Below are 23,459 nucleotides of genomic sequence, written 5' to 3'. Positions count from 1 at the left end.
CTGTCGTCCTCTGCTGTCCGGAGTCGGAAGGAGGTCGCGGTGCTCAGCAGCGAGCTCGCCGACCTGGCCGGTGTCACCGTCCGCACGTTGCGCCACTACCACCAGATCGGCCTGCTGCCCGAGCCTCCGCGCTCGGCCGGCGGCTACCGGCACTACGACGTCGGGCACCTCGTCCGGCTCCTGCGCATCACGCGGATGGCGGCGCTCGGGATCCCCCTGTCCGCGCTGCCCGGTGTGCTCGACGACCCGGCGGCCGCGGAGGAACTGCTCGACGAGCTCGATCGCCGGGCCGCCGCCGACATCGAGCGGCTCACCGCCCGCCGGGCCGACATCGCCGCGCTGCGCAGCAGCGGTGCCCCACCCGACCTGCCCCCGGAGCTGTCGGCATGGCGGTCGGCCCCCGGGGAGGGCACGCCGGCGGACATGGCCCGCTTCGAGCACGAGCAGCTCGTCCTGGCCGGTCACCTGCTCGGCACGGACGGACCGGCCGGGTTCACCGCCCTGTTCGGCGACGGCCTGGCTGCGCCCGCACCGCTGACGGCGCGCTTCTACGCGCTCGGACCGGACACCGGGGACGACGAGATCACCGCGCTGGTCGACGACCTGGCGGCGTACCTGGGGCCGGTGACGGCGCGGCTGGCGGGCCTGCCCCCGCTCGGCACGCGCGTGACCGCGCTGATGGAGGAGCTGAACGAGCAGACGCTCCGGCCCGTGCAGCACCGCGTCCTGCGCCTGGTCCGGCAGCGGCTGGCCGAGGTCGACGAGGGCTGACCGGCGACGACGGTGTGACCCGGATCATCCCCGGGCGGGCTTGAGCCCGACGCGACGTCGGGGCGTGGAGTCGGGGACGACCCGCACCCGTCGCACCCGGAGGCCACGTCATGCCCCTTCCGAAGCTGATCACCGTCGAGGAGTTCTTCGGCCCGCCCACCCGCAGCCGCGCCCTGCTGTCCCCGGACGGGACGAAGGTCGCCTACCTCGCCCCGTGGCGGGAGCGCCTCAACGTGTTCGTCCGCGACGTGGACTCCGACTGGTCCACCCCCGGCGACGACCACGGCGCCCGGCGCATCACCTCCGACACCCGGCGCAACGTCGACACCTTCTTCTGGTCCGTCGACGGCCGGTACCTGCTCTTCCAGCAGGACACCGACGGCGACGAGAACTGGCACCTGCACCGCGCGGATCCGGAGAGCTCCGACGAGCCCACGGCCGACCTGACGCCCTTCGAGGGGGTGCGCCTGCTCGGCACACAGCTCCCGCCGGACCGGCCGGGCACGGCGTTCGTGCAGCTGAACAGGCGTCGTCCCGAGCTGGCCGATCTCTACGAGCTCGATCTCGCGACCGGCGGGCTGACCCTGGTCGCGGAGAATCCCGGCGACGTCCTCATCTGGCTCCGCACCGTCGACCGGCTGCTCGTCTTCACGATGGAGGAGAACGGTGACCACGTCCTGTCGGAGTGGGCGGACGGCGACCCCACCCCGATCGCCCGCTTCACCGATCTCCTCCTCGGCGTCTCCCCGATCGCACCCACCCCGGACGGGAGCGGATTGTGGATCGGCTCGGCGCGCGGCTCGGACCGCACCCGCCTGGCCCGGCTCGACCTGGCGACGGGCGAGGAGACCGGGGTGGACTCCCACCCCGTGTTCGACCTGGACACGCCCCGTCCGGAGGCCGACCCGCGGTTCCCGTCCTCGCTGATCCTGCACCCGGGTACCGGCGAGCTGCTCGGGGCCCGCTACCTCGGCGAGCGCCAGGACGTCCACGCCCTCGACCCGCACTTCGCGGAGGTGCTGCCGCGGCTGGCGGAGCTGTCCGACGGCGACCTGGGCCACGTGTCGTGCGACGCCGGCGCGCAGCGGTGGGTCGTCGACTTCACCCACGACCGCGACCCGGGCCTCACCTGGTTCTACGACCACGCGACGGGGCAGGCGCGCCGCCTGTTCCGGCCGTACCCGCACCTCGACCCGGCCGACCTGGCCCCGGTCGCCCCGGTCACCGTCACCGCCCGCGACGGGCTGCGCCTGCCGTGCCACCTGACCCTGCCGGTCGGGGTGGAACCCCGCGGGCTGCCGACGGTGCTGCTGGTGCACGGCGGCCCGTGGTACCGCGACAGCTGGTGCTACGACCCGGAGGTGCAGCTGCTGGCCAACCGCGGCTACGCCGTGCTCCAGGTGAACTTCCGCGGCTCCACCGGGTACGGCCAGGCATTCACCCGGGCCGCGATCGGCGAGTTCGCCGGGCGCATGCACGACGACCTGATCGACGCCGTCGACTGGGCTGTCGCGCAGGGCTACAGCGACCCCGCCCGGGTCGCGATCTACGGCTGCTCCTACGGCGGCTACGCGGCGCTGGTCGGGGCCGCCTTCACCCCGGACCGGTTCGCCGCCGCGGCGAGCTACACCGGCATGTCCGACCTGGCGGACCTGGTCCGTTCCGTGATCCCCGCGGCCCGCCGCAGCGTCCGGAACTCCTACGGTCGCTACATCGGCGACGCGGACGACCCCCGCCAGGAGGCCGACATGCTCTCCCGCTCGCCCGTCAGCCGGGTCGACGACATCACCGCACCGGTGCTGCTGATCCACGGCGCCAACGACGTCCGCGTGGCCCGGCGTCATTCCGACCGCATCGCCGACGCGCTCCGCTCCCGCGGGGCCGAGGTCGAGTACCTGCTGAACGAGACCGAGGGCCACTGGTTCGTCAACCCGGACAGCAACATCGAGCTGTACGGGACGCTCGAACGCTTCCTTGCCCGCCACCTGGGTGGACGGTCGTCGACCACGGTCTGACCCGCTATGCGGCCCTGCTCAGCAGCAGCGCGCGGGTGCGGGCACGTTCCTCGTCACCCGGGCCGAAGACGTGCGCGGCGAGCTCGGCGACCCCGGCGTCGCCGAGCTCGTCCAGGCGGGCGCCGACCTCGTCCTCGTCACCGACGATCGCCACGTCCGCCGGGCCCTCGACGCCCTCCCGGTCGAGCATCGCCCGGTAGGACGGCAGGTCGCCGTACAGGGCGTAGGTCTCGGCGGCCAGCTCGCGGGCCTTGGCGGCGTCGTCGGTGACGCAGACCGGCAGCGCCGCGACGACCTCGGCCTCGCGGCCCACCTCGGCCGCGGCGGCCCGCACCGTGGGCACCACGTGGCCGGCCAGCGTCCGTGGACCGGTCAGGAAGGTGATCGTGCCCGCCGTGCGCCGCCCGGCGACGCGGAGCATCTGCGGTCCCAGCGCGGCCAGGTACACCGGCGGGGCGGTGGCGCCGGCGAGGGCGACCGTGCCGCGGGTCGTGTACAGCTCCCCGGTCACGTCCGCCCGGTCACCGGCCAGCAGGGGCAGGAGGCCGTCGAGGTACTCGGTGATGCGCCGGAGGGGCCGGTCCCACGGCACGCCCCACATGCCGTCGCAGATCAGGGCGTGGGTCAGCCCGATGCCGAGGCGGAAGCGGCCGCCGCCGACGAGGTTCAGCGTGAGCGCCGACTGGGCGAGTGCCATCGGCTGCCGCAGCTGGATCGGCTGCACCCCGGTGCCGAGCGTCATCCCGTCGATCTCGCGCAGCGCGATCCCCAGGGTGACCAGGGCGTCCGGATCCCAGGGGAGCTGGACGGTCCACGCGTGGCCGAACCCCTCGTCGCGGGCCGCACGGAGGTCGCGGACGTAGTCGTCGACCGGCGACGGTCCGGGGCTGTCGTGGAAGTAGGTGAACAGGCTCGTGCGCATGGCTGACCTCCGGCGGAGCCGCATCGCCGGCCGTCGCCGCTGCCCGGCGGGCCGGTCGTGTCGCCGTACGAGGTTTGCGCCGGTGGAGTGGTTCCCGCATCGGCAACGTCGCGTATCCGGCGGGCTCTCCGGTGCGGTGCTGGACCGGTCGGTCCACTATGACTAGCCTCGGCCCATGCCACGTCCACGCCAGTTCGACGAGGTGCGCGTCCTGTCGTCCGTGCAGGCCGCGTTCTGGGACAACGGGTACGCGGGGACCTCGCTCGACGATCTCCTGGCGGCCAGCGGGCTCGGCAAGGGAAGTCTGTACGGGGCCTTCGGGGACAAGCAGAGCCTGTTCCTGCGGGTGCTGCGCGAGTACGACGAGGCCAACGACCGGATGCTGCGAGCCTGGCTCGACCAGGCCGACCGCGCTCTCGACGTGATCCGCGGTTTCGTGACCGGTCCGCTGCGCGACCCCGGCGGGACGGAGGCCCGGCGCGGCTGCCTGCTCGCCAACACGGCGATGGAGCTGTCCGTCAGCACCCCGGAGGTGGCCACCGAGGCCCGGCGCAGCTACGCGGCGACCACCACGCTGCTGGCCGAGGCGGTACGGCGGGCGCAGCGCGAGGGCGATGTCGCAGCCCGGGTCGACCCGGACGAGACCGCCCACGCAGTGCTCGCCGGCCAGCTCGGCCTGCTCGTCCTCGGCCGGGTCGGCCAGGACCCGGCCGTCCTGTCGGCCATGGCCGAGACCCTGCTCCACGGGCTGCTGCCCACGCCCTGAGCTTCCCCGGGTGGTCGTGAGCCACGACACCGGCCTTGTTATTGACCGAATGGTCCATATCCAGTGTTATGGACGGATCAGTCAACAACTTGGTCAGGAGTCACCATGCCGGTTCTGGAGAACAAGGTCGCGGTCGTGACCGGTGCGAACGCGGGTATCGGGCTGGCGATCGCGCGGGCCTTCCGTGCCGAGGGGGCGCGGGTGTTCGTCGTCGGCCGCCGGCAGGAGCAGCTCGACGAGGTCGTGGCCGAGCTCGGTCCCGGGGTGACCGGGATCCGCTGCGACGTGGGTCGGCTCGACGACCTCGATGCGCTCTACGCCACGGTCGCCGAGCAGGCGGGCCGGATCGACGTCCTGGTCGCCAACGCCGGGATCGGGATCGTGGCGCCGCTGGGCGAGATCACCGAGGAGCAGTTCGACGCGATGTTCACCACCAACGTGAAGGGCTCGCTGTTCACCGTGCAGAAGGCGCTGCCGCTGCTCTCGCCCGGGGCGTCGATCATCCTGACCGGATCGACGGCGGTCTCACGGCCCGAGTCCTACCTGCCCGTGTACGGGGCGACCAAGGCTGCGATCCGCAACCTGGTTCGCGGGTTCGCCCACGGCGCCGGTGAACGCCGGTACCGGATCAACGTGCTCTCTCCCGGGGGTACCCGCACGCAGGGTCTGGTCGACCTGCTCCCGCCCGACGAGCTCGCCGCCGCCGGGGCCTCGGTTCCGCTCGGCAGGCTGGCCGAGCCCGAGGAGATCGCCGCGGCCGCCGTCTTCCTCGCCTCGGACGCGTCCAGCTACGTCAACGGTTCGGAGCTCGCCGTCGACGGTGGGTACGCCCAGGTCTGAGGGGGCGCACCGCGGCTGCCCGGACGCACGACGAAGGCCCTGGTCCGCGACTCTCGTGTGAGTCTCTGACCAGGGCCTTTGTGTGGTCGGGGTGACAGGATTTGAACCTGCGACCTCTTCGTCCCGAACGAAGCGCGCTACCAAGCTGCGCCACACCCCGAGTGGCCCGGGCGTCGACCTGGGGTCTCCTGCGAGCCGTTGAGAACTCTACCCGACGCCCGGCACGGCCTGCGCGGGGGTGGCCCTCCCCGCGTCGGCGCTGGTCGGACGCGGCACGAGGGTCAGCAGCGAGGCCTCGGGCGGGCAGGCGAACCGGACCGGCGCGTACGGCGAGGTGCCCAGCCCGGCGGACACGTGCAGCCGGGTGTGGCTGCCCCAGCGGCTCGCTCCGCGGGCCCGGGACCGGTCGATCCCGCAGTTGGTGACGATCGCCCCGTAACCGGGCAGGCGCAGCTGCCCGCCGTGCGTGTGGCCGGCGAGGACCAGGTCGTAGCCGTCGGCGGCGAACCCGTCCAGCACCCGCGGTTCGGGCGAGTGGGTGAGGCCGAGCCGGAGGTCGGCGTCGGCGTCGTGGCCGGCGATCCGCGGGTAGCGGTCCCGGTTGAGGTGCGGGTCGTCGACGCCGGCGATCCGGACGGTGCGGCCGTCCACCTCCAGCAGGTGCCGGGCGTGCGTCGCGTCGACCCAGCCGTGCTCGCGGAACGCGGCGCGCAGGTCCTGCCAGGGCAGCGGCGCGCCGTGCACCCGGCGGGTGTCGCCGCGGCGCAGGTAGCGGGCCGGGTTCTTCGCGGTGGGGCCGTAGTAGTCGTTGCTGCCGAAGACGAACGCGCCCGGCCGGTGGAGCAGCGGCCCGAGCGCGGTGAGGACGTTCGGCACGGCGTCCGGGTGCGCCAGGTTGTCCCCGGTGTCGATCACGAGATCGGGCTCGAGCGCGGCCAGCGACGCGATCCAGCGGATCTTGCTGCGCTGGCCGGGGGTGAGGTGGAAGTCCGACAGGTGCAGGATCCGCAGGGGCCGCGCCCCCGGGTCGAGCACCGGAAGTTCGACCTGCCGCAGCGTCCAGTGCCGCCGCTCGACGCCCGCCGCGTACCCGAGCCCGGCGGCTCCGGTCGCGACGGTTCCGGCGGCCAGGCTGGCGAGGGTGCGGACGGTACTCACGCGCTCCAGCCTACGGCTCAGGACTATCGTGGCCAGCCGTGAGCACCCTCAAGGAGCAGCTGCGGACCGACCTGACGGCCGCCATGAAGGCCCGGGACGAGCTGGTCCGGACGACCCTGCGTTCGGCGCTGACCGCGATCGGGACGGCCGAGGTGGCGGGGGAGTCGGCCCGGGAGCTGACCGACGACGAGGTCCGCACCGTCCTCACAAAGGAGACCAAGCGCCGGGCCGAGTCGGCACAGGCGTTCGCCGACGGCGGCCGGACCGAGCAGGCCGCCCGCGAGCGCGCCGAGGGTGACGTCCTGGCCCGCTACCTGCCCACCCAGCTCGACGACGACGAGGTGGCCGGGCTGGCCCGCGCGGCCGTCGCGGAGGTGGAGGCGGAGACCGGTGCGGCGCCGGGGATGAAGCAGATGGGCCAGGTCATGAAGAAGGCCAACGCCGCCGCGGCCGGTCGCGCCGAGGGCGGCCGGGTCGCCGCCGCCGTCAAGAAGGCCCTCTCCGGGGGCTGAGCGCGCGCCTGAGGGTGCGCAGCCTCGGCACGCACCACACAGGGAGGGCCCCGCCCGGCGACGTGCCGGACGGGGCCCTCTCGTGTGCGACGGTCAGGTCGTCGGCGACTTGCGCGTGCGCGTCGCCGGCTTCTTCGCGGCCGTCGTCCCGGTCTTCTTGGCCGTGCTGCGGGCCGTCGACCCGCCGCTCTTCGACGCCGCCGCCGTCCTGCGCGGGGCCGGCTTCTTCTTCGCCGGGGCCTTCGCGCGGCGCTCGGCGAGCAGCTCGGAGGCGCGCTCGTCGGTGAGCGCCTCGACCTCGTCGCCCTTGCGCAGGCTGGCGTTGGTCTCGCCGTCGGTGACGTACGGCCCGAACCGGCCGTCCTTGATCACCATCTTCTTGCTGGTCGACGGGTCCTCGCCGAGCTCGCGCAGCGGCGGCTGGGCGGCGCCCCGCCCGCGGCCGCGCTGCTTGGGCTGCTTGTAGAGCTCCAGCGCCTCCTCGAGGGTCACCGTGAACAGCTGCTCCTCATCGGCCAGCGACCGCGAGTCGGTGCCCTTCTTCAGGTACGGCCCGTAGCGGCCGTTCTGCGCGGTGATCTCGTCACCGGACTCCGGGTCGTTGCCGACGACGCGCGGCAGCGACAGCAGCTTCAGCGCCTCGTCCAGGGTGATGGTGTCGACCGACATCGTCTTGAACAGCGACCCGGTCCGCGGCTTCGGCTTCGCCGGCTTCTTCTTGGCACCCTCGGGCACCTCCGGCTCGGGCAGGAGCTCGGTCACGTAGGGCCCGAACCGGCCCTCCTTCGCGACGACCTCGTGGCCGGTCACCGGGTCGGTGCCCAGCTTGCGGCCCTCCTGCGGCACCGAGAACAGCTTCTCGGCGATCTCCTCGGTCAGCTCGTCCGGCGGCAGGCCGTCGGTGAGGTTGGCGCGCTGGGACTCGCCGTCGACGATCCGCTCGAGGTACGGCCCGTACCGGCCGACCCGCACGACGACGTCGCGGCCCGCGGCGTCGGCGAACATGACGATCGAGTTGACCGTGCGGGCGTCGATCTCCTCGAGGTTCGAGCCGACGAGCTTCTTCAGCCCACCCGCCTTCGCGATCTCCGACCCGGTGTCGTCCGGCGCGGCGTCCTCGGACCCGAAGTAGAAGCCGGACAGCCAGTGCACCCGGGAGTCGTTCCCGGAGGCGATGGAGTCGAGGTCGTCCTCCATCTCGGCGGTGAAGTCGTAGTCGACGAGCTGGCCGAAGTGCTGCTCCATGAGCCCGACGACGGCGAACGCCACCCAGGACGGGACGAGCGCGGAGCCCTTCTTCCAGACGTAGCCGCGGTCGAGGATGGTCTTGATCGTCGACGCGTACGTCGACGGCCTGCCGATCCCCAGCTCCTCCATGACCTTGACCAGCGCCGGCTCGGTGTAGCGCGACGGCGGGCTGGTCGAGTGCCCGTCGGGGGTGAGTTCGTCGGCGGTGAGCGCCTGGCCCTCGGTGAGCTCGGGCAGGCGGGACTCGGCGTCGTCGGCCTGCTCCTTGGAGCCGTCGTCGACGGTCTCGACGTAGGCCTTGAGGAAGCCCGGGAAGGTGATCGTCCGTCCGGACGACGCGAACACGACCTTCTCGCCGGTGCCGGCCGTCCCACCGATCCGGACGCTCACGGTGGTGCCGCGGGCGTCGTTCATCTGGGACGCGATCGTGCGCTGCCAGACGAGCTCGTAGAGCCGGAAGTCGTCGCCGTCGACCTCGCGGGCGATCGCCCCCGGGGTCCGGAACGACTCGCCGGCCGGGCGGATCGCCTCGTGGGCCTCCTGCGCGTTCTTCACCTTGCGGGTGTACTGGCGCGGCTTGTCGGCGACGTAGGCGTCGCCGTAGAGCTCCCGGGCCTGGGCGCGGGCGGCCTGGATCGCGGCGTCGGACAGCGTGGTCGAGTCCGTACGCATGTACGTGATGTAGCCGTTCTCGTAGAGCCGCTGCGCGCTGCGCATCGTGCGCTCCGACGAGAACCGCAGCTTGCGGCCCGCCTCCTGCTGCAGCGTCGACGTGGTGAACGGCGCGTACGGCTTGCGGGTGTACGGCTTGGACTCGACCGAGTCGACGGTCAGGTTCCGGCCCTCGAGCCCCTCGGCGAGCCGGCGGGCCTCGGCCTCGTTCAGGACGACGACGTCGGCGCTGTTGTTCTGGGCCGCCTTCTTCAGCTGCCCGAGCGAGTCGAAGTCGCGGCCGGTCGCGACGCGGCGCTCGTCGACCTGGACCAGGCGGGCGCCGAACGTCCGCGGGGTCGCCTCGGCGCCGGCGTCGAGGGTCGCGGAGATGTCCCAGTACTCGGCGGAGCGGAACGCGATCCGGTCCCGCTCGCGCTGCACGACGAGCCGGGTGACCACCGACTGCACGCGGCCCGCCGAGAGCTTCGGCATGACCTTCTTCCACAGCACGGGGGAGACCTCGTAGCCGTAGAGCCGGTCCAGGATGCGGCGGGTCTCCTGGGCGTCGACCAGGTCCTGGTCGAGCTCTCGGGTGTTCTCCGCTGCCGCCCGGATCGCCGACTCGGTGATCTCGTGGAAGACCATCCGCCGGACCGGGACCTTCGGCTTGAGGGTCTCCAGGAGGTGCCAGGCGATGGCCTCGCCCTCGCGGTCGGGGTCCGTCGCGAGCAGGAGCTCGTCGACCGTCTTGAGGGCCTCGCGCAGCTCGGAGACGGTGCTCTTCTTCTCCGGCGTCACGATGTAGAGCGGGCTGAACTGGTTGTCGACGTCGACACCGAGCCGCGCCCAGGACTCGCCCTTGTACTTCGCCGGGACGTCGGCGGCCCCCCGTGGGAGGTCGCGGATGTGGCCGACGGAGGACTCCACGACGTAGTCGTTGCCCAGGTAGGGCTGGATCTTCTTGGCCTTGCTCGGCGACTCGACGATCACCAGGCGGCGGACCGGACGGTCGGACGCGCTCGCCGTCGAGGTGGGCTTGCGAGTGCTGCCCCCCGACGTGCGTGCCGAACCCGTTCCCGTTGTCGCTGCTGCCACGTGGTCCTACCTCATCTCCTCGGCGGCGTCGCGCCTGTTGCGACGACTGCGCCGTAGCCGTGCTCCACCGTGCTGTCGGTGCACCCGCAGAGCGTGCCGGAGTGGTCGCTCTACGCGTCCGTATCCGGTCGACGATCGCACGATCTCACACCGTCGCCACCCGGTGCCGTGGGTTGCGCCACCGTGGCCGGGCGAGTCGCCAGCGTAGCCGGAGCCGGAGTTCGGCAGGTCAGGCGGCCGGTCGGCCGTGGTGCCGGGGCCACTCGGACGTACCGAGCGTGCTCGGCGCCGGACCCACCAGTTCGACCAGGCGAGCCATGCGACGGGTGCCGTGCAGTCGCAACGCCGGACCGGGGGCCCCGTGTTCCCCGGTCGCGAGCCGCGCCGGGGGAAGACCGGCCCGGGTCGCCGCGGCGATGAGCGGCCCGTGCGTCCACGGCGCGTGCGGGTCGAGCAGCAGAAGGTGCCCGCCGCGCAGGTCACCGACGCCCGCGGCGAGCGCCCAGAGCCGCAGCGCGGCCCCGTCGAGCTGGAAGTCCGGTGGAACCTGCTTGCGGCCGTCGGGGGTGCACCAGGTGCGGGCGAGCGGCACGAGATCGCGCCGGAACGCGCTGCGCATGCCGGACGCGCCCGGCGCCAGGGTGACGCCGCGGGCGGCGGCCAGTGCGGCCAGCGCGCGCTCCCGGCCCTCGAACGGGAGCGGTACGTCGAACCGGGCGGTGTCCCCGGCGCCGAACCGCTCGATCCGCCCGGGCCCGCAGAGCAGCCCGGCCAGGTCGGTCAGCCCGGCCGGCCGGGCCTCCGCGGAGAACAGCGACATCTGCGGCACGCGCCGATCATAGAACGCATGTTCGATCGCTGTCACCAGCGCCACGCCGGAGGGTGACGCGTGTGCTCAGCCCGGGGTGGTCAGCTTGTTCAGCTCGCCGCACTTCGGGGCCGTCGCGACCGCCTTGTCCAGGCGCGGGGTGGCTCCGAGCTTGTCCAGGCCCTCGGCGGCACCGATGGTGCGCAGCTTGTCCTCGGCGGACTTCAGCCGCGCCTGGAAGCCGGGCACGTCGTTCGGGTCGGCCTGGTCGACGTCGGTCCGGGCCTGGTCGACGGTCGTCCCGGTCCGGTTCAGCAGGTCGCTGATCGAGGTCTTGAACTGGTCGCCGCCGCTGACCGGGGAGGCGCCGGCATCGGCGAGCTGCTTCTTGCCGTTGTCGATGCCGCCCTTGACGTTGCCGAGGTACTCGGACAGCCGGGTCTTGATGCCGGGCAGGTCGGCGCCGCCGTAGTCGGGCCGGGCGCTGAGCGGCTGGTAGTAGGACAGCAGCGCGCCGCACACGGTGTCGCCCCAGGCGACCGGGTCGGCGCCGACACCCTCGGTGGGGCGCGGAGCCGGGTCCGGCGCGGCCGTGCCGGCGACGGTCTGGGCGCAGCCACCGGCGAGGAGGGTGGCGAGCAGGGCGGGGAGCAGGACCCGTGCGGCACGCGCCGGTCGGGGGGTGGCCATCGTCGGGCTCCAGGGTCGGGGGGCCGTGGGAGCGGGCCCGGAGGTAACGGTCGGGTGACGACGGTAGGACGCCGCCGCAGGTCAGCCGCCGCCACCCTCCCCCGCTGCACCGTTCGGGGCAACACCGGCAGGGCCGTCCGGGGCGGACTGTGATCGAGCCTGCTCGGCCAGACGGGTCAGATCGCCGCAGGCCGCGGACGCCCGGAACGCCGGGCCGAGCTCCGGGTCCCCGGTGACGACGGCGAGCGGACCGGTCGTGCTGCCGAGGCGGGCGACCGGCTCCAGGGCACCCGGCAGGTCCCGCTCGACGGCGGCCGGGTCGGCCGGGTCCAGCGCCCCGACCCGGGAGCGGGCCGAGGAGAACGCGGAGCGGATCTCACCGAGGCCGCCGGCGAGCTCCGCGGCGAGGGTGTCGCCGCCGTCGACGGGCGGTGGGCCGATCCGGTCCAGGTCACCCAGGGTGCGGTCCACCGCGGAGGTCGTGCGGCCCAGGTAGTCGCCGACGGCCTGCAGCCGCTCGGCGGGTGCCGGGCCGGACCCCGGCGCCGCGACGGCCGTCTGGACGAACGAGCGGACCGCCGTGCACATCCCGTCGGTCCACTCCGGGACGGTGGGCCCGGGGGAGCCGCACCCCGCGAGGAGGGCGACGGCGAGCGCCGCGCCGATCGTGCCGACCGTCCGCATGGCTCCTCCAACCGGATGATCTCCGCGGTCCGGCCGGGGCAGGGTAGCCGAATCGGGTGACGGCGCACGACGGCCGCTCACCCCGGTCGGGACGAGCGGCCGTCGTGGTCCGCGGACACCGCGTGGCGGGATGCTCCGGTCTAGCCCACCGAGCTCTCGGCCGGAGCGTCGGTGATGGCCGACGTGCGGCGCTTCGACACCACGATCGCCGCCGCGATGATCGCCACCGCGACCAGGGCGATCAGGATCCGGATCACCGGGTTGGCGTCCGGCGTCGAGAGCACCACGATCGCCGGGGCGATCAGCACCGAGACCAGGTTCATGACCTTGATCAGCGGGTTGATCGCCGGACCGGCGGTGTCCTTGAACGGGTCACCGACGGTGTCGCCGATGATCGTCGCCTCGTGGGCGTCGGACCCCTTGCCGCCGTGGTTGCCGTCCTCGACCAGCTTCTTCGCGTTGTCCCATGCCCCACCCGAGTTGGCGAGGAAGATCGCCATCAGGGTGCCGGCCGCGATCGCACCGGCCAGGTAGCCGGCCAGCGGGCCGACGCCGAGGCCGAACCCGACCGCGATCGGGGCGAAGATCGCGAGCAGGCCGGGGGTGGCCAGCTCGCGCAGCGAGTCGCGGGTGCAGATGTCGACGACGCGGCCGTACTCGGGCCGCTCGGTGCCGTCCATGATCCCGGGCTTGGACTTGAACTGGCGGCGCACCTCGAACACGACCGCGCCGGCGGCACGGGTCACGGCGTTGACCGCCAGGCCGGAGAACATGAACACCACCGCGGCGCCGATGATCACGCCGACCAGGGTGTTCGGGCTGAACACCTCGTAGGCGAAGGCGGTGCCGGCGTCGGCCAGCGCGACCCCGGCGCCGTCGAGCGCCTGGTTGATGGCGTCGCGGTACGAGCCGAACAGCGCGGTCGCGGCGAGTACCGCCGTCGCGATCGCGATGCCCTTGGTGATCGCCTTGGTCGTGTTCCCGACGGCGTCGAGCTCGGTGAGGATGTCGACGCCGTCGCCCTCGACGTCGCCGGACATCTCGGCGATGCCCTGCGCGTTGTCCGAGACCGGGCCGAAGGTGTCCATCGCGACGATGACGCCGACGGTGGTCAGCAGGCCGGTACCGGCCAGCGCGACCGCGAAGAGCGAGACGACGATCGAGCCGGACAGCAGGAACGCCCCGTACACCGCGGCCCCGATGACGAGGGCGGTGTAGACCGCGGACTCGAAGCCGATCGAGATGCCGGAGAGGATCACCGTCGCGGCGCCGGTGAGGGAGGACTCGCCGACGTCCTTGACCGGGCGGTCCTCGGTGCCGGTGTAGTAGCCGGTCAGCTTGAGGATGACGGCCGCGAGCACGATGCCGATGATCACCGCGGCCGACGCGATCAGGCGCGGGTCACCGGTCAGTGCGGCGACACTGCCGTCGGTCGGGTTCGTCAGCGCGCCGAAGCTCGACGGCAGGTAGACGTACGCGGCGATGATCGACAGGACGCCCGCGAACAGCGCGGACAGGAAGAAGCTGCGGTTGATGGCGCGCAGCGTGTTCTCGCCCTCGCGGGCCTTCGTCAGGTAGACGCCCAGGATCGCGGTGATCACACCGATGGCCGGGACGATCAGCGGGAACAGCAGGCCCTGCAGGCCGAACGCCGCGGTGCCCAGGATCAGGGCGGCGACCAGCGTCACGGCGTAGGACTCGAAGAGGTCGGCGGCCATCCCGGCGCAGTCGCCGACGTTGTCGCCGACGTTGTCCGCGATCGTCGCCGCGTTGCGCGGGTCGTCCTCCGGGATGCCCTGCTCGACCTTGCCGACGAGGTCGGCGCCGACGTCGGCGGCCTTGGTGAAGATGCCACCGCCGACACGCATGAACATCGCGAGCAGGGCCGCGCCGAAGCCGAAGCCCTCCAGGACGCGTGGAGCCTGGCCGGCGTAGACGAGCACGACGATCGCGGCACCGAACAGGCCGAGGCCGACCGTGAACATCCCGACGACGCCGCCGGTCCGGAACGCGATCCGGGTCGCCTTCTCCCGGCCGCCCGGCTCGCGGGCAGCCGCGGCGACCCGGATGTTCGCGCGGGTGGCGAGCCACATGCCGAGATAGCCGATGATCGCGGAGAAGACCGCACCGACGACGAAGAAGATGGACCTGCCGATGCGTTCACCGAGGTCCTCTGCGGGGAGCGCGAAGAGCAGTACGAACACGACCGCGGCGAACACCGCGAGGGTGCGGAACTGGCGGTTGAGGTACGCCGTGGCGCCTTCCTGGACCGCGCGGCCGATCTCCTGCATCTTCGGGGTGCCCTCGCCGTTGGCGAGCACCTCCCTGAGCAGCAGACCGCCGACGGCCAGGGCGACGAGGGCGACCACCGCGACCACACCGACGACGGTGAGGTCTCCCGCACCGAGCTCGAGGCCCTGGGCGAGGGTGGAACCGGACATCCGTCCTCCTGGATCAGCGAAGTTCCACCAGGTCCGCCTCGACGAGCGGGGACGCCACGACGGCGCCCCTGCCGACGACGGCATCACTGGCGTCGACTGGGCCCGGGCCGCGGTGCTCCGCCGTCCGGGCGCGTGCAGTGTAGAAGTGTGTCCGACCACTCAGTGCGACAGGGATCACAACGAATAACGATCCCGGCAAAGTGATCAACGCCACAGAGTTCACGGTGCAATCCGGGAACCCGCAGATCGGTTGAGGCGCAACGGACTCCGGGTCAAGGCCCGCCCGGGGGAACCTGTGGTGGCGCGCGTCCGGGACGCGCCGGCACGCGATTCGAACGTCTGTGCCAACCTGGCCGGTCGTGGGGTCCCCCGAGGAGTACCTGGACGGGTCGGAGCGCGGAGTCGAGCTGCTCCGCCGCGTCCTCGCGGGCTCCGGCGTGGATCCGGGCCGGGCCGACACGACCTGGCTCGGGCCGGGCGGGGCGGAGCCGGGTCCGGAGCCCGGTCCGGAGGTCGGTGCCGGTCCGGAGGCGACCGGGGAGCCCGGCGCCCCTGCGGAGCCCGATCCCGGCGACCCGTTGCGGCACGTCGTCCGGATCCCACCGCGCCCGGGCCGCAGCACCGGCTGGCCGGACTGGACGCCGGACGTGCTCCGCTCCGGGTGGGCCGGGCGCGGCGTCGACCGGCCGTGGGCCCATCAGGCCGAGGGGGCGGAGCTCGTGCGGGCGGGGGCGGACGTCGTCGTCGCGACGGGCACGGCCTCGGGCAAGTCGCTGGTCTACCAGCTGCCGGTGCTGACCCGTCTCGTCGAGGACCCGCGGGCCACCGCGCTGTACCTGGCTCCGACCAAGGCGCTCGCCGCGGACCAGCTGCGGGCGCTCGACGACATCGCCCCGGACGGGATCCGGCCGGCCTCGTTCGACGGGGACACCCCGATGGAGGAGCGCGACTGGATCCGGCGGCACTGCCGCTGGATGTTCTCGAACCCGGACATGGTGCACCGGTCGCTGCTGCCGCGGCACGGCCGCTGGTCGACGTTCCTGCGCCGCCTGGAGTTCGTCGTCGTCGACGAGTGCCACACCTACCGCGGGGTGTTCGGCTCGCACGTGGCGTTGCTGCTGCGGCGGCTGTTGCGCGTCGCGGCCCGGTACGGCGCCCACCCGACCGTCGTCCTCGCCTCGGCGACGGTGGCCCGGCCCGCGGAGTTCGCGTCCCGCCTGACAGGACGCGACGTCGTCGCCGTCACCGAGGACGGGTCGCCGCACGCGGGCCGGACCGTCGCGTTCTGGGAGCCGCCGCTGCTCGCCGAGATCACCGGCGACAACGGGGCACCGGTCCGCCGGTCCGCCGGGGGCGAGGCCGCGCGGATGCTCGCCGACCTGGTGCTGGAGGACGCGCGGACGCTCGCCTTCGTCCGCTCCCGGCGCGCCGCGGAGCTCACCGCGCTCGGGGCCCGTCGCCAGGTCGCCGACGTCGCACCGGAGCTGGGTGACCGGGTCGCGGCCTACCGGGGTGGCTACCTGCCCGAGGAACGCCGGGCCCTGGAGGCAGCGCTGATGACGGGTGAGCTGCTCGGCGTCGCGACGACGAACGCGCTGGAGCTCGGCGTCGACATCTCCGGGCTCGACGCGGTCGTCGTCGCCGGGTTCCCGGGCACCCGGGCGTCGTTCTGGCAGCAGGCGGGCCGGGCGGGCCGCGCGGCCGACGAGGCGCTCGTCGTCCTGGTGGCCCGGGACGACCCGCTCGACACCTATCTCGTGCACCACCCGCAGACCCTGATCGGCGCCCCGGTGGAGAGCTGCGTGCTCAACCCGGTGAACCCGTACGTCCTCGCCCCGCAGCTCGCGTGCGCGGCGGCCGAGCTCCCGCTGACCACCGACGACGTCGACGGGATCTTCGGTGGTGCGCCCGCGGTCGAGGTTCTCGACGCGCTGGTCGAGGAGGGCGTGCTCCGCCGGCGCCCGCACGGCTGGTTCTGGCCGGACACCGGGGACGCCCCGGCGGCGCAGGTCGACATCCGCGGGTCGGGCCTCGGGCAGGTCGCGATCGTCGAGGCGGCCACCGGACGCATGCTCGGCACCGTCGACGGCGGTTCCGCACCGGGCACCGTGCACCCTGGCGCGGTCCACCTGCACCGCGGCGAGAGCTACGTGGTCGACGAGCTCGATCTCGACGGCGGGGTCGCGCTCGTGCACCCGGAGGAGCCGGACTGGCGGACCGAGGCACAGTCGGTGTCCGACGTGACGGTGCTCGAGGTGCTCGAGTCCCGCCGGTACGGCCCGGTGGGCGTCTGCTTCGGCGCGACCACGGTCACCAGCCAGGTGGTCGGCTACCGCCGGCGCACCCCGGACGGCACGGTGCTCGACCAGACCCCGCTCGACCTCCCCGCGCAGAGCCTCGACACCCGCTCCGTCTGGTACACGATCGAACCGGACGCCCTGGCCGACGCCGGGATCGACGAGGCGCGTCTCCCCGGTGCGCTGCACGCCGCCGAGCACGCCGCGATCGGGCTGCTCCCGCTGTTCGCGATCTGCGACCGGTGGGACATCGGCGGGCTGTCCACGGCGCTGCACCCCGACACCGGGCTGCCGACGGTGTTCGTGCACGACGGGCACCCGGGCGGCGCGGGCCTCGCCGAGCGCGGCCACGCCGTCCTGGCACGCTGGCTCACGGCGACCCGCTCGGCGGTACGCGACTGCGAGTGCCGCACCGGCTGCCCGTCGTGCGTGCAGTCGCCCAAGTGCGGCAACGGCAACAACCCGCTCGACAAGACCGGTGCGGTGCAGGTGCTCGACCTGGTCCTGGAGGCGCTCGGAGAGGCCGGCGGGCCGGCCTGAACCGGCTGCCCGACGGGTCCGGGCGGGCAGGCCGGTCGCGACGACGCCGAAGGGTGTGCGTGCGCCGGATCCGGCGAGGCACCGCCGGCCCGCCCGTCGGGGGCGTGGGCAGGCCGGCGGCAACCACGGGCGACGGCGTCGGACGGGGGCGCGTGATGCGCTCCGACGCCATCGCTGCCTGGGGAGCGTGGTCTCTGTGCCGGAGACGGACCGGGCCCTGCCCGTCTCCGCGACTGACTCCAGTAGGCAGCAGGGCGGCGCGGGGTGCCAGTCCCGGGCGCTCCGGCGTCGGCGATCGGTCCGGTCGCGACGACGAAACGGCGCCGGAACCCGGCGTTCGTCCTCACCGGACGTGATGCGGGCGTGCTGCGCTGTTACCCGTCCGTTCACCCAGTGCTGCGGACCGCTCACCGAGAGCATGATCACTTCCTCCTCGTCGTCGTGCCGGTGTCACGGCATCCGAGCCGTCGTCGAGCGGTGCCGGTCCGGCCCGGGCCCGTGCGGTCGCCGGACCGCCGATCGGGAGCAGCCCCGACCACCGGACCCGGGCCTCCACCAGCGCGTCCCAACCGTCGAGGTGGCACGCGGCCACCTCGGCGCCGTTGCGGGCGGCGAGATCGGCGGCCACCCGGCACGCGATCTCGGTCCCCTCCACCGACCGCCCGGCGGCGGCCAGTGCCGACAGGTCCGCTGCGGCGGCTGCGACGTGCCGGGCCCGGACCGCGGCGGCGACGTCGACCCCGACGGCCCCGACGAGCAGCAGCACCGCGGCGGCGGTGGCGGCCCAGACCGAGGCGACGCCCGTGTCGTCGTGGCGGATCCGGTCTGCGGTGCTGAGTGGATGGGCGCTGTGTGGATCGGCGTCGTGTGGATCGGGGCCGAGCGGATCGGCGCTGTGTGGGGCGGCGCTGCGTGGGGCGGCGCCGGACCGGGATCGGGTCCGAGGGCCGCTGTCGGCGGTCATCGGGGTGCCGCCCCCTTCCGCCGGGTCCGGGACCGCGGGTGCCCCGGCGGTCTCGTCCTCCGGCCCAGGCTCTGGCCCCGACACCGACGGCGGCGTACGCGGACCGCTCGATGCGGCACTCCCGGTACCGGTGAGCCCCGGCTCCGCGACGGCCGCGGCGGAGCCCGTCACCGAGAGCGGCAGCAACCCGACCGGCCGGGTCCGGACCGTCGCGATCACCGTGTCGCCCTCGATCCGCAGCTCCGTCTGCGCGTCACCCGGTGCGAGAGCCGCCGCAGCGGCCCGCCCGCGGTCGGTGTCGCCGCGTGCGGCCTGCCGGACGAGCTCGCGGGCGGCGTCGGTGCACCGCACCCCGGCGGCCACGGCGGCGACGGCGGCCACGGCTGCCGCCGTCACCGCCACGAGGGTGCCGAGTGCCATCGCCGCCTCGACGGTGACCGCGCCGTCGTCACCGGTACACAGGGCGGGACGGCCCGCGGCCGTCCGGCGCCCGGCGTGGGCGTCAGAGCGTCGTCGACAGCGCACGTTGCACGATCCCGGTGAGCGCGGCGAGCACGTCGCCACCGCTGACGATCGCGTACAGCAGGGCGGCGAACGCGGCAGCGGCCACGGTGCCGACCGCGTACTCCACCGTGGACATCCCGTCGTCGTCGACGGCGAGTGCGGCCAGACGGGTGCGCAGGAGGGAACGGGTCATCGGAGTGCTCCTTCGTCGGGGGCCCGCGGACGTGCGGGCCCGGTCGTCGTCCGGTGTCACCACCGGGCGAACGCCTCCCCGGCCAGCCCGATCACGACCGGCACGATGCCGAGGACCAGGAAGGCGGGCAGGAAGCAGAGCCCCAGCGGGGCGGTGATCCGGACGGCGGCGCGCTGGGCGCGTTCCTCCGCCCGGTCGGCGAGGCCGGCCCGCAGCCGTCCGGCCTCCGCGGCCGCGGCCCGGCCGAGTGCGGCACCGGTGCTCGCCGACCGGCCGGCGGGCCGGGCGAACCCGGCCAGCGCCGGAGTGGCGGCCGCGGCGGACCAGGCGTCGTCGGCGTCGGCCCCGAGCGCGAGGAGTCCCGCCACCCGGCGGAGCGCCGCGCCCGCCGACCCGGGGAGCCTGTGGGCGGCCGCCCCGACCGCGTCCGGCACGGTCAGCCCGGCCCCGAGGCAGGTGGCGAGGAGGTCCCAGGCGGCAGCGAGATCGGCCTCGTCGGCCCGGGCGCCCGGGCCGACGGACGTGCGGCGGACGACCAGCAGCGCCCCGCCCCCGGCGACGGCGCCGACGACCGCCCCGGCCGGGCCCGCCACCGCCCACCCCAGCGCGGCACCGGCGGGGACGAGTACCGCGAGAACCGCGGTGCGCGGACGTTCCGCGGGCCGGTCGGGACCGGGCCCGCGCAGTGCACGGAGACGGTCACGTGCGGGGCTGCCGGACGAGACCAGCACCGCCGCGGCGACCAGTCCCAGCGCCGTGGCGCTCACGACTGCACCGCCGCGCGCAGGATCCGGTCCGACCAGGCCGTCCCGGCGGCGGTCAGCAGCACGCCGACGGCCAGCAGGACCGGGCCGTGCAGTCCGGAACGGAGCACCGTCAGCGGTGCGATGCCCATGAGCTGACCGAGCCCGATCCCGGCCAGAGGGAGAGCGGTGAGGACGCTCGCGGTGGCGCGTGGCCCGGCGAGCTGTGCCCGGACCCGGGCGCCGTGCGCGATCCGCCACCGGATGTCGTCGAGCAGCCCGCCCAGCAGGTCGGCGAGCGGCGCTCCGTGGCGGTCGGCCAGCTCCCAGGCCGCGGCGATCCGCTCCACGTCGCGGCCGGCCGGCCCGCCGGCGGCGCGCCGCAGTGCCGCGGGTACCGGCTCCCCGATCCGGGCCGCCGCGGCGGCGGGTTCGAGCAGTGCGCGGGCCAGCGGACCGTCGTGCGCCTGCCCGGCCAGCGCCGCCGCGGGATGGGCGCCGGTGCGCAGCTCGTCGGTGATGCGGGCGAGCGCGTCGGCCAGCTCCGCCGCGGCTCCGGCGTGCCGTGCCGCATCCCGCCGCGCGGCGATCCGGCGGCGGACGAACCAGGCCGCCCCGCAGGCGCACACCGCCCCCGCGGGGCCGAGCAGCAGGAACCCCGCACCCGCGGCGACCAGGTAGGTCAGGGCGGCGACCGGAGGTCGTCGCGGCCGGGCCCGTTCCGCACCGGACAGGCGGTGCAGCCGCCGGCGCCCCGCCGAGCCCGGCAGCCCGAGCACCGCCCCGGCGAGCAACAGGAGAGCGAGCCCGGCCCGCGCGCCCGACGGCGCGGACGGGAACGCGGCGGCCGGCACCGACGTCAGCACGGGACACCGATCCCGCGCTCGCGCAGCAGCGCGTGCAGGTCGGGCATCGCCGGGCCCGCGCCGGCTCCCCGGGACCAGGCGGCGTCGACCTGCGGGACGCCGTCGTCGTGCCGGCGGAGCACCCCGATCTCGTCGAGCACCCGGCCCGTGCCCGGCCTGCGGCGCATCTGCAGCACCACCTGGACGGCGGCGGCGAGCTGCCCGTCGAGCGCGGCCGGGGACATCCCGCCGAGCCCGGCGAGGGCGCGCATCCGGGCGGGGATCTCGCGTACGGAGTTGGCGTGCACCGTGCAGGCGCCGCCGTCGTGACCGGTGTTCATCGCGGCCAGGAGGTCCCCGACCTCCGCGCCGCGGACCTCGCCGACGACCAGCCGGTCCGGCCGCATCCGCAACGCCTGCCGGACCAGTTCGCGCAGCGCGACGCCACCGGATCCCTCGATGTTCGGCGGCCGGGCCACCAGGCGGACGACGTGCGGGTGCCGCGGGCGCAGCTCCTCGGCGTCCTCCACGGTGATCAGGCGCTCGCCCGGGGCGACGGCACCCAGCAGCGCGTTGAGCACGGTGGTCTTGCCGCTGCCCGTCCCGCCCGCGACCAGCACCGCGAGCCGGGCCGCGACGATCGCGCGCAGCAGGGCCTCACCGGCCCCGTCGAACGTCCCGGTCCGTCGCAGCGCGGCGAGATCGTGGCTCGCGGGCCGCAGCACGCGCAACGAGATCGCGGTGCCGGCCGCGGCGACCGGCGGTAGGACGGCGTGCAGCCGCACCCCGGCGTCGGCGAGGCGGCCGTCGACGCACGGGCTCGCGTCGTCGAGGCGGCGGCCGGCCGCGAGCGCCAGGCGCTGCGCGAGGCGGCGGACGGCGTCCTCGTCGGGGAACGTGACGGTGCTGCGCCGCAGCCCGTCGCCGCGATCGACCCACACCGCGTCCGGCGCGGTCACCAGCACGTCGGTGGTGGCCGGGTCGCGCAGCAGCGCGTCGAGCGGACCGGCACCGGTGAACTCCTCGCGCAGGGTGCGCAGCGCGGCGAGCACGTCCAGATCGGACACGACCCCGCCGGACTCGGCACGCACGGCCGCGGCCACGGCGGCGGGCCCGGTGCCTCCGCCGGAGTCCGCGAGCCGGGCTCGGACCCGGTCGACCAGCGGGTTCACGACGCCGCCGCCTTCTCGTGGCCGACTGCGGAGAGCCGTTCGAGGACGGCGCGGGCGGCGGTGGCCAGCGCGCCGCGCCCGGCGCCGGGTGTGCGGCCGCGCTCGAGCGCTCCGGGGAGGTCGCGCTCCGCACGCATGGCGTGCAGGAGCGGGAGCCCGAGCGAGGTGGCCACCTCGTCCGGGGTGATGCCACCCGGCGACGGGCCGCGGACGACGACCTCCACCACCCGGGCGTGCTCGGCGAGCACGTCGGCGACCCGGGCCGCGGCGGCGCCGGCCCGCAGCGCCGCCGGTACGACGAGCACGGTCAGGTCGGCCGCGCCGAGGGCCGCGAGCGCGGCGTCGGTCGGGTAGCGGGGCAGATCGCAGACGACGGTGCCGCCACCCCGGCGACCGGCGTCCAGTACCGCGCCGACGGCCGCCGGTCCGGGCCCGTGCGGGGACCGGGCACAGGACAGCACCGAGAGATCCGACCGTCCGGACACCGTCCGGGGGAGCGCCGCGTGCAGTGCCGCCGCCCGTACCCGGCCGTCGCCGACGGCGAGCTCCGGCCAGCGCAGACCGGCTTCCTGTTCGAGACCGACCAGCAGGTCGAGCCCGCCGCCCAGCGGATCGCAGTCGACGAGCAGCGCCGCCGCCCCCGTCCGGGCGGCCGTGACCGCCACCGCCGTGGCCAGCACCGACGCGCCCGCGCCGCCGCTGCCGCCGACGACCGCGAGCACCCGCCCCGGCCGCCCTCCGGCGGCCGCGCGCTCCCGGGCGTCGGCCAGCAGACCGGTCAGACCGGCCTCGCCGTGCGGCAGCTGCACGACCCGGTCCGCGCCGAGCGCGACCGCGGTCCGCCAGTCCTCGGCGGCCGGTTCACCGGTCACCGCGATGACCACGGTGTCGCGCCGCGGGAAGCCCGCGTCGCGGCAGCGGGCGGCCCCGGCCCGGTCCAGCAGCACGACCGGCGCGCGGGCCCAGGCCCGCCGTGCGTCGGCCGCGTCGACGGCGCGCAACGCGTCCATGTCGGCGGCCGCGGCGAGCCGCAGCAGCGCATCCAGTACGTCGGGATCGTCGGCCACGATCAGGCAGCGCCGGTCCATCGGGTCCCACCTCCACCTGGACCCGCCGATGCGGGCCCGGTGTCGAGCCTGCGGCCGGCGGGCCCGACGGGACCGACGAGTCGCGTACCTGTGGACAACTCGTGGACGACCGGCGTCCCTGTGGACGGGCGCCGGCCGGGACGGCGCGACCGTCGGTGGGGTGCGGCAGGATCGGGGCGGGACCCGTCCGGGTCGATCGGCGTCGCACAGCGGACCGCCACACCGAGGACGACCCCCGCCAGGGGGGATTGGCGGGGGCCGTCGGTCGGTTCAGCCCCGGGGGGTCGAGCTGAACCCGCTCGGACCATGTCCGAGCTCACCCAACTGTAGCCGCAATCCCGCTGTCACGCCCATACCTCGGCCGTGGACTGCGCCGACCGGTCCCGGCCCGCGCGCAGTGGGACGTCCCGGTCGGGTGAACCGGCCGGGCGACCGGTGAGCGCGTCCGGGCGACCGGTCGCGTACGGCCGGTCACTCCCCGCAGTCGGCCGCGGGCCTGCTCGGACGTC

The 23,459-nt window shown here is 74.7% G+C and carries 19 protein-coding genes and 1 tRNA gene; 6 read left to right on the top strand and 14 right to left on the bottom strand.

The window, feature by feature from the left end; genetic code table 11:
• The first annotated feature begins 39 nt into the window (after nt 1–39).
• On the top strand, nt 40–771 hold the full coding sequence (locus tag PP1_RS14895; RefSeq protein WP_010240932.1) for a MerR family transcriptional regulator: 732 nt from the start codon (nt 40–42) through the stop codon (nt 769–771).
• Between the two features lie 110 nt (nt 772–881).
• Nucleotides 882–2,786: a S9 family peptidase gene (locus PP1_RS14890; protein ID WP_010240931.1), complete on the top strand. Its 1,905-nt coding sequence runs from the start codon at nt 882–884 to the stop codon at nt 2,784–2,786.
• A 4-nt stretch (nt 2,787–2,790) separates the two neighbouring features.
• Here the strand turns inward: PP1_RS14890 and PP1_RS14885 are convergent, their stop codons facing one another.
• Nucleotides 2,791–3,708: a TIGR03564 family F420-dependent LLM class oxidoreductase gene (locus PP1_RS14885; protein WP_010240929.1), complete on the bottom strand. Its 918-nt coding sequence runs from the start codon at nt 3,706–3,708 to the stop codon at nt 2,791–2,793.
• Nucleotides 3,709–3,883: 175 nt separating this feature from the next.
• Here PP1_RS14885 and PP1_RS14880 point away from each other — a divergent pair, with 175 nt between their 5' ends.
• Together PP1_RS14880 and PP1_RS14875 are read left to right on the top strand one after the other, a co-directional pair.
• Nucleotides 3,884–4,474, top strand: a complete 591-nt coding sequence (locus PP1_RS14880) for a TetR/AcrR family transcriptional regulator (protein ID WP_010240927.1) — start codon at nt 3,884–3,886, stop codon at nt 4,472–4,474.
• Between the two features lie 105 nt (nt 4,475–4,579).
• The gene (locus PP1_RS14875) at nt 4,580–5,314 is read left to right on the top strand and encodes an SDR family NAD(P)-dependent oxidoreductase (protein ID WP_010240925.1); all 735 of its coding nucleotides are present in this window, start codon (nt 4,580–4,582) and stop codon (nt 5,312–5,314) included.
• A gap of 83 nt (nt 5,315–5,397) precedes the next feature.
• Here PP1_RS14875 and PP1_RS14870 read toward each other — a convergent pair.
• A tRNA-Pro gene (locus tag PP1_RS14870) sits at nt 5,398–5,474 on the bottom strand.
• Nucleotides 5,475–5,521: 47 nt separating this feature from the next.
• Entirely contained in the window at nt 5,522–6,472 is a 951-nt protein-coding gene (locus PP1_RS14865) for a metallophosphoesterase (RefSeq protein WP_010240923.1), read from the bottom strand.
• A gap of 38 nt (nt 6,473–6,510) precedes the next feature.
• Between PP1_RS14865 and PP1_RS14860 the strand changes: the two genes are divergently transcribed.
• Nucleotides 6,511–6,984 (top strand): GatB/YqeY domain-containing protein, encoded by a 474-nt coding sequence (locus tag PP1_RS14860; RefSeq protein ID WP_010240921.1) that lies wholly within the window; start codon nt 6,511–6,513, stop codon nt 6,982–6,984.
• A gap of 93 nt (nt 6,985–7,077) precedes the next feature.
• On the opposite strand, the gene topA is transcribed toward PP1_RS14860, so the two are convergent.
• The 5 genes from topA to PP1_RS14835 all read right to left on the bottom strand — a co-directional run bounded on the left by topA (nt 7,078) and on the right by PP1_RS14835 (nt 14,604).
• Entirely contained in the window at nt 7,078–9,981 is a 2,904-nt protein-coding gene (gene topA / locus PP1_RS14855; RefSeq protein WP_050802524.1) for a type I DNA topoisomerase, read from the bottom strand.
• 229 nt (nt 9,982–10,210) lie between these two features.
• Nucleotides 10,211–10,801 (bottom strand): hypothetical protein, encoded by a 591-nt coding sequence (locus PP1_RS14850; RefSeq protein WP_170918923.1) that lies wholly within the window; start codon nt 10,799–10,801, stop codon nt 10,211–10,213.
• Between the two features lie 75 nt (nt 10,802–10,876).
• Nucleotides 10,877–11,479, bottom strand: a complete 603-nt coding sequence (locus PP1_RS14845; RefSeq protein WP_010240915.1) for a hypothetical protein — start codon at nt 11,477–11,479, stop codon at nt 10,877–10,879.
• A gap of 81 nt (nt 11,480–11,560) precedes the next feature.
• Complete coding sequence (locus PP1_RS14840) at nt 11,561–12,163, bottom strand: hypothetical protein (RefSeq protein ID WP_010240913.1); 603 nt, start codon at nt 12,161–12,163, stop codon at nt 11,561–11,563.
• Nucleotides 12,164–12,303: 140 nt separating this feature from the next.
• Nucleotides 12,304–14,604: a sodium-translocating pyrophosphatase gene (locus tag PP1_RS14835; protein WP_010240910.1), complete on the bottom strand. Its 2,301-nt coding sequence runs from the start codon at nt 14,602–14,604 to the stop codon at nt 12,304–12,306.
• 359 nt (nt 14,605–14,963) lie between these two features.
• Here PP1_RS14835 and PP1_RS14830 point away from each other — a divergent pair, with 359 nt between their 5' ends.
• Nucleotides 14,964–17,441, top strand: a complete 2,478-nt coding sequence (locus tag PP1_RS14830) for a DEAD/DEAH box helicase (protein WP_010240908.1) — start codon at nt 14,964–14,966, stop codon at nt 17,439–17,441.
• 343 nt (nt 17,442–17,784) lie between these two features.
• On the opposite strand, the gene PP1_RS14825 is transcribed toward PP1_RS14830, so the two are convergent.
• From PP1_RS14825 to ssd, 6 genes are all read right to left on the bottom strand, one after another.
• Nucleotides 17,785–18,825: an Rv3654c family TadE-like protein gene (locus PP1_RS14825; RefSeq protein WP_075313923.1), complete on the bottom strand. Its 1,041-nt coding sequence runs from the start codon at nt 18,823–18,825 to the stop codon at nt 17,785–17,787.
• An 82-nt stretch (nt 18,826–18,907) separates the two neighbouring features.
• Nucleotides 18,908–19,102, bottom strand: coding sequence for a DUF4244 domain-containing protein (locus tag PP1_RS14820; RefSeq protein WP_010240906.1), 195 nt, complete (start codon nt 19,100–19,102; stop codon nt 18,908–18,910).
• Nucleotides 19,103–19,158: 56 nt separating this feature from the next.
• Nucleotides 19,159–19,869 carry a type II secretion system F family protein gene (locus tag PP1_RS14815; protein ID WP_075313924.1) on the bottom strand — a complete coding sequence of 237 codons (711 nt, stop codon included), beginning with the start codon at nt 19,867–19,869 and terminating at the stop codon, nt 19,159–19,161.
• Nucleotides 19,866–20,711 carry a type II secretion system F family protein gene (locus PP1_RS14810; RefSeq protein WP_083696994.1) on the bottom strand — a complete coding sequence of 282 codons (846 nt, stop codon included), beginning with the start codon at nt 20,709–20,711 and terminating at the stop codon, nt 19,866–19,868. The genes PP1_RS14815 and PP1_RS14810 overlap by 4 nt, the downstream gene beginning before the upstream one ends.
• The gene (locus PP1_RS14805) at nt 20,705–21,862 is read right to left on the bottom strand and encodes a TadA family conjugal transfer-associated ATPase (protein ID WP_075313925.1); all 1,158 of its coding nucleotides are present in this window, start codon (nt 21,860–21,862) and stop codon (nt 20,705–20,707) included. The genes PP1_RS14810 and PP1_RS14805 overlap by 7 nt, the downstream gene beginning before the upstream one ends.
• Nucleotides 21,859–22,950, bottom strand: a complete 1,092-nt coding sequence (gene ssd / locus PP1_RS14800; protein ID WP_060574212.1) for a septum site-determining protein Ssd — start codon at nt 22,948–22,950, stop codon at nt 21,859–21,861. Before ssd ends, PP1_RS14805 begins: the two co-directional genes overlap by 4 nt.
• Between the last annotated feature and the right edge of the window lie 509 nt (nt 22,951–23,459).

Origin of the sequence: Pseudonocardia sp. P1 (assembly GCF_000178675.2) — a bacterium.
In the GTDB taxonomy this organism is placed as follows: domain Bacteria; phylum Actinomycetota; class Actinomycetes; order Mycobacteriales; family Pseudonocardiaceae; genus Pseudonocardia.
The sequence above is the reverse complement of the archived record's forward strand: the minus strand, read 5'-3'. Positions and strand labels throughout refer to the sequence as shown.

Coding starts and splice junctions, on each gene's coding strand:
- PP1_RS14890 (WP_010240931.1), top strand. CDS start 882: ATGCCCCTTCCGAAGCTGATCACCGTCGAGGAGTTCTTCGGCCCGCCC.
- PP1_RS14885 (WP_010240929.1), bottom strand. CDS start 3,708: ATGCGCACGAGCCTGTTCACCTACTTCCACGACAGCCCCGGACCGTCG.
- PP1_RS14880 (WP_010240927.1), top strand. CDS start 3,884: ATGCCACGTCCACGCCAGTTCGACGAGGTGCGCGTCCTGTCGTCCGTG.
- PP1_RS14875 (WP_010240925.1), top strand. CDS start 4,580: ATGCCGGTTCTGGAGAACAAGGTCGCGGTCGTGACCGGTGCGAACGCG.
- PP1_RS14850 (WP_170918923.1), bottom strand. CDS start 10,801: ATGTCGCTGTTCTCCGCGGAGGCCCGGCCGGCCGGGCTGACCGACCTG.
- PP1_RS14845 (WP_010240915.1), bottom strand. CDS start 11,479: ATGGCCACCCCCCGACCGGCGCGTGCCGCACGGGTCCTGCTCCCCGCC.
- PP1_RS14840 (WP_010240913.1), bottom strand. CDS start 12,163: ATGCGGACGGTCGGCACGATCGGCGCGGCGCTCGCCGTCGCCCTCCTC.
- PP1_RS14835 (WP_010240910.1), bottom strand. CDS start 14,604: ATGTCCGGTTCCACCCTCGCCCAGGGCCTCGAGCTCGGTGCGGGAGAC.
- PP1_RS14825 (WP_075313923.1), bottom strand. CDS start 18,825: ATGGCACTCGGCACCCTCGTGGCGGTGACGGCGGCAGCCGTGGCCGCC.
- PP1_RS14820 (WP_010240906.1), bottom strand. CDS start 19,102: ATGACCCGTTCCCTCCTGCGCACCCGTCTGGCCGCACTCGCCGTCGAC.
- ssd (WP_060574212.1), bottom strand. CDS start 22,950: ATGGACCGGCGCTGCCTGATCGTGGCCGACGATCCCGACGTACTGGAT.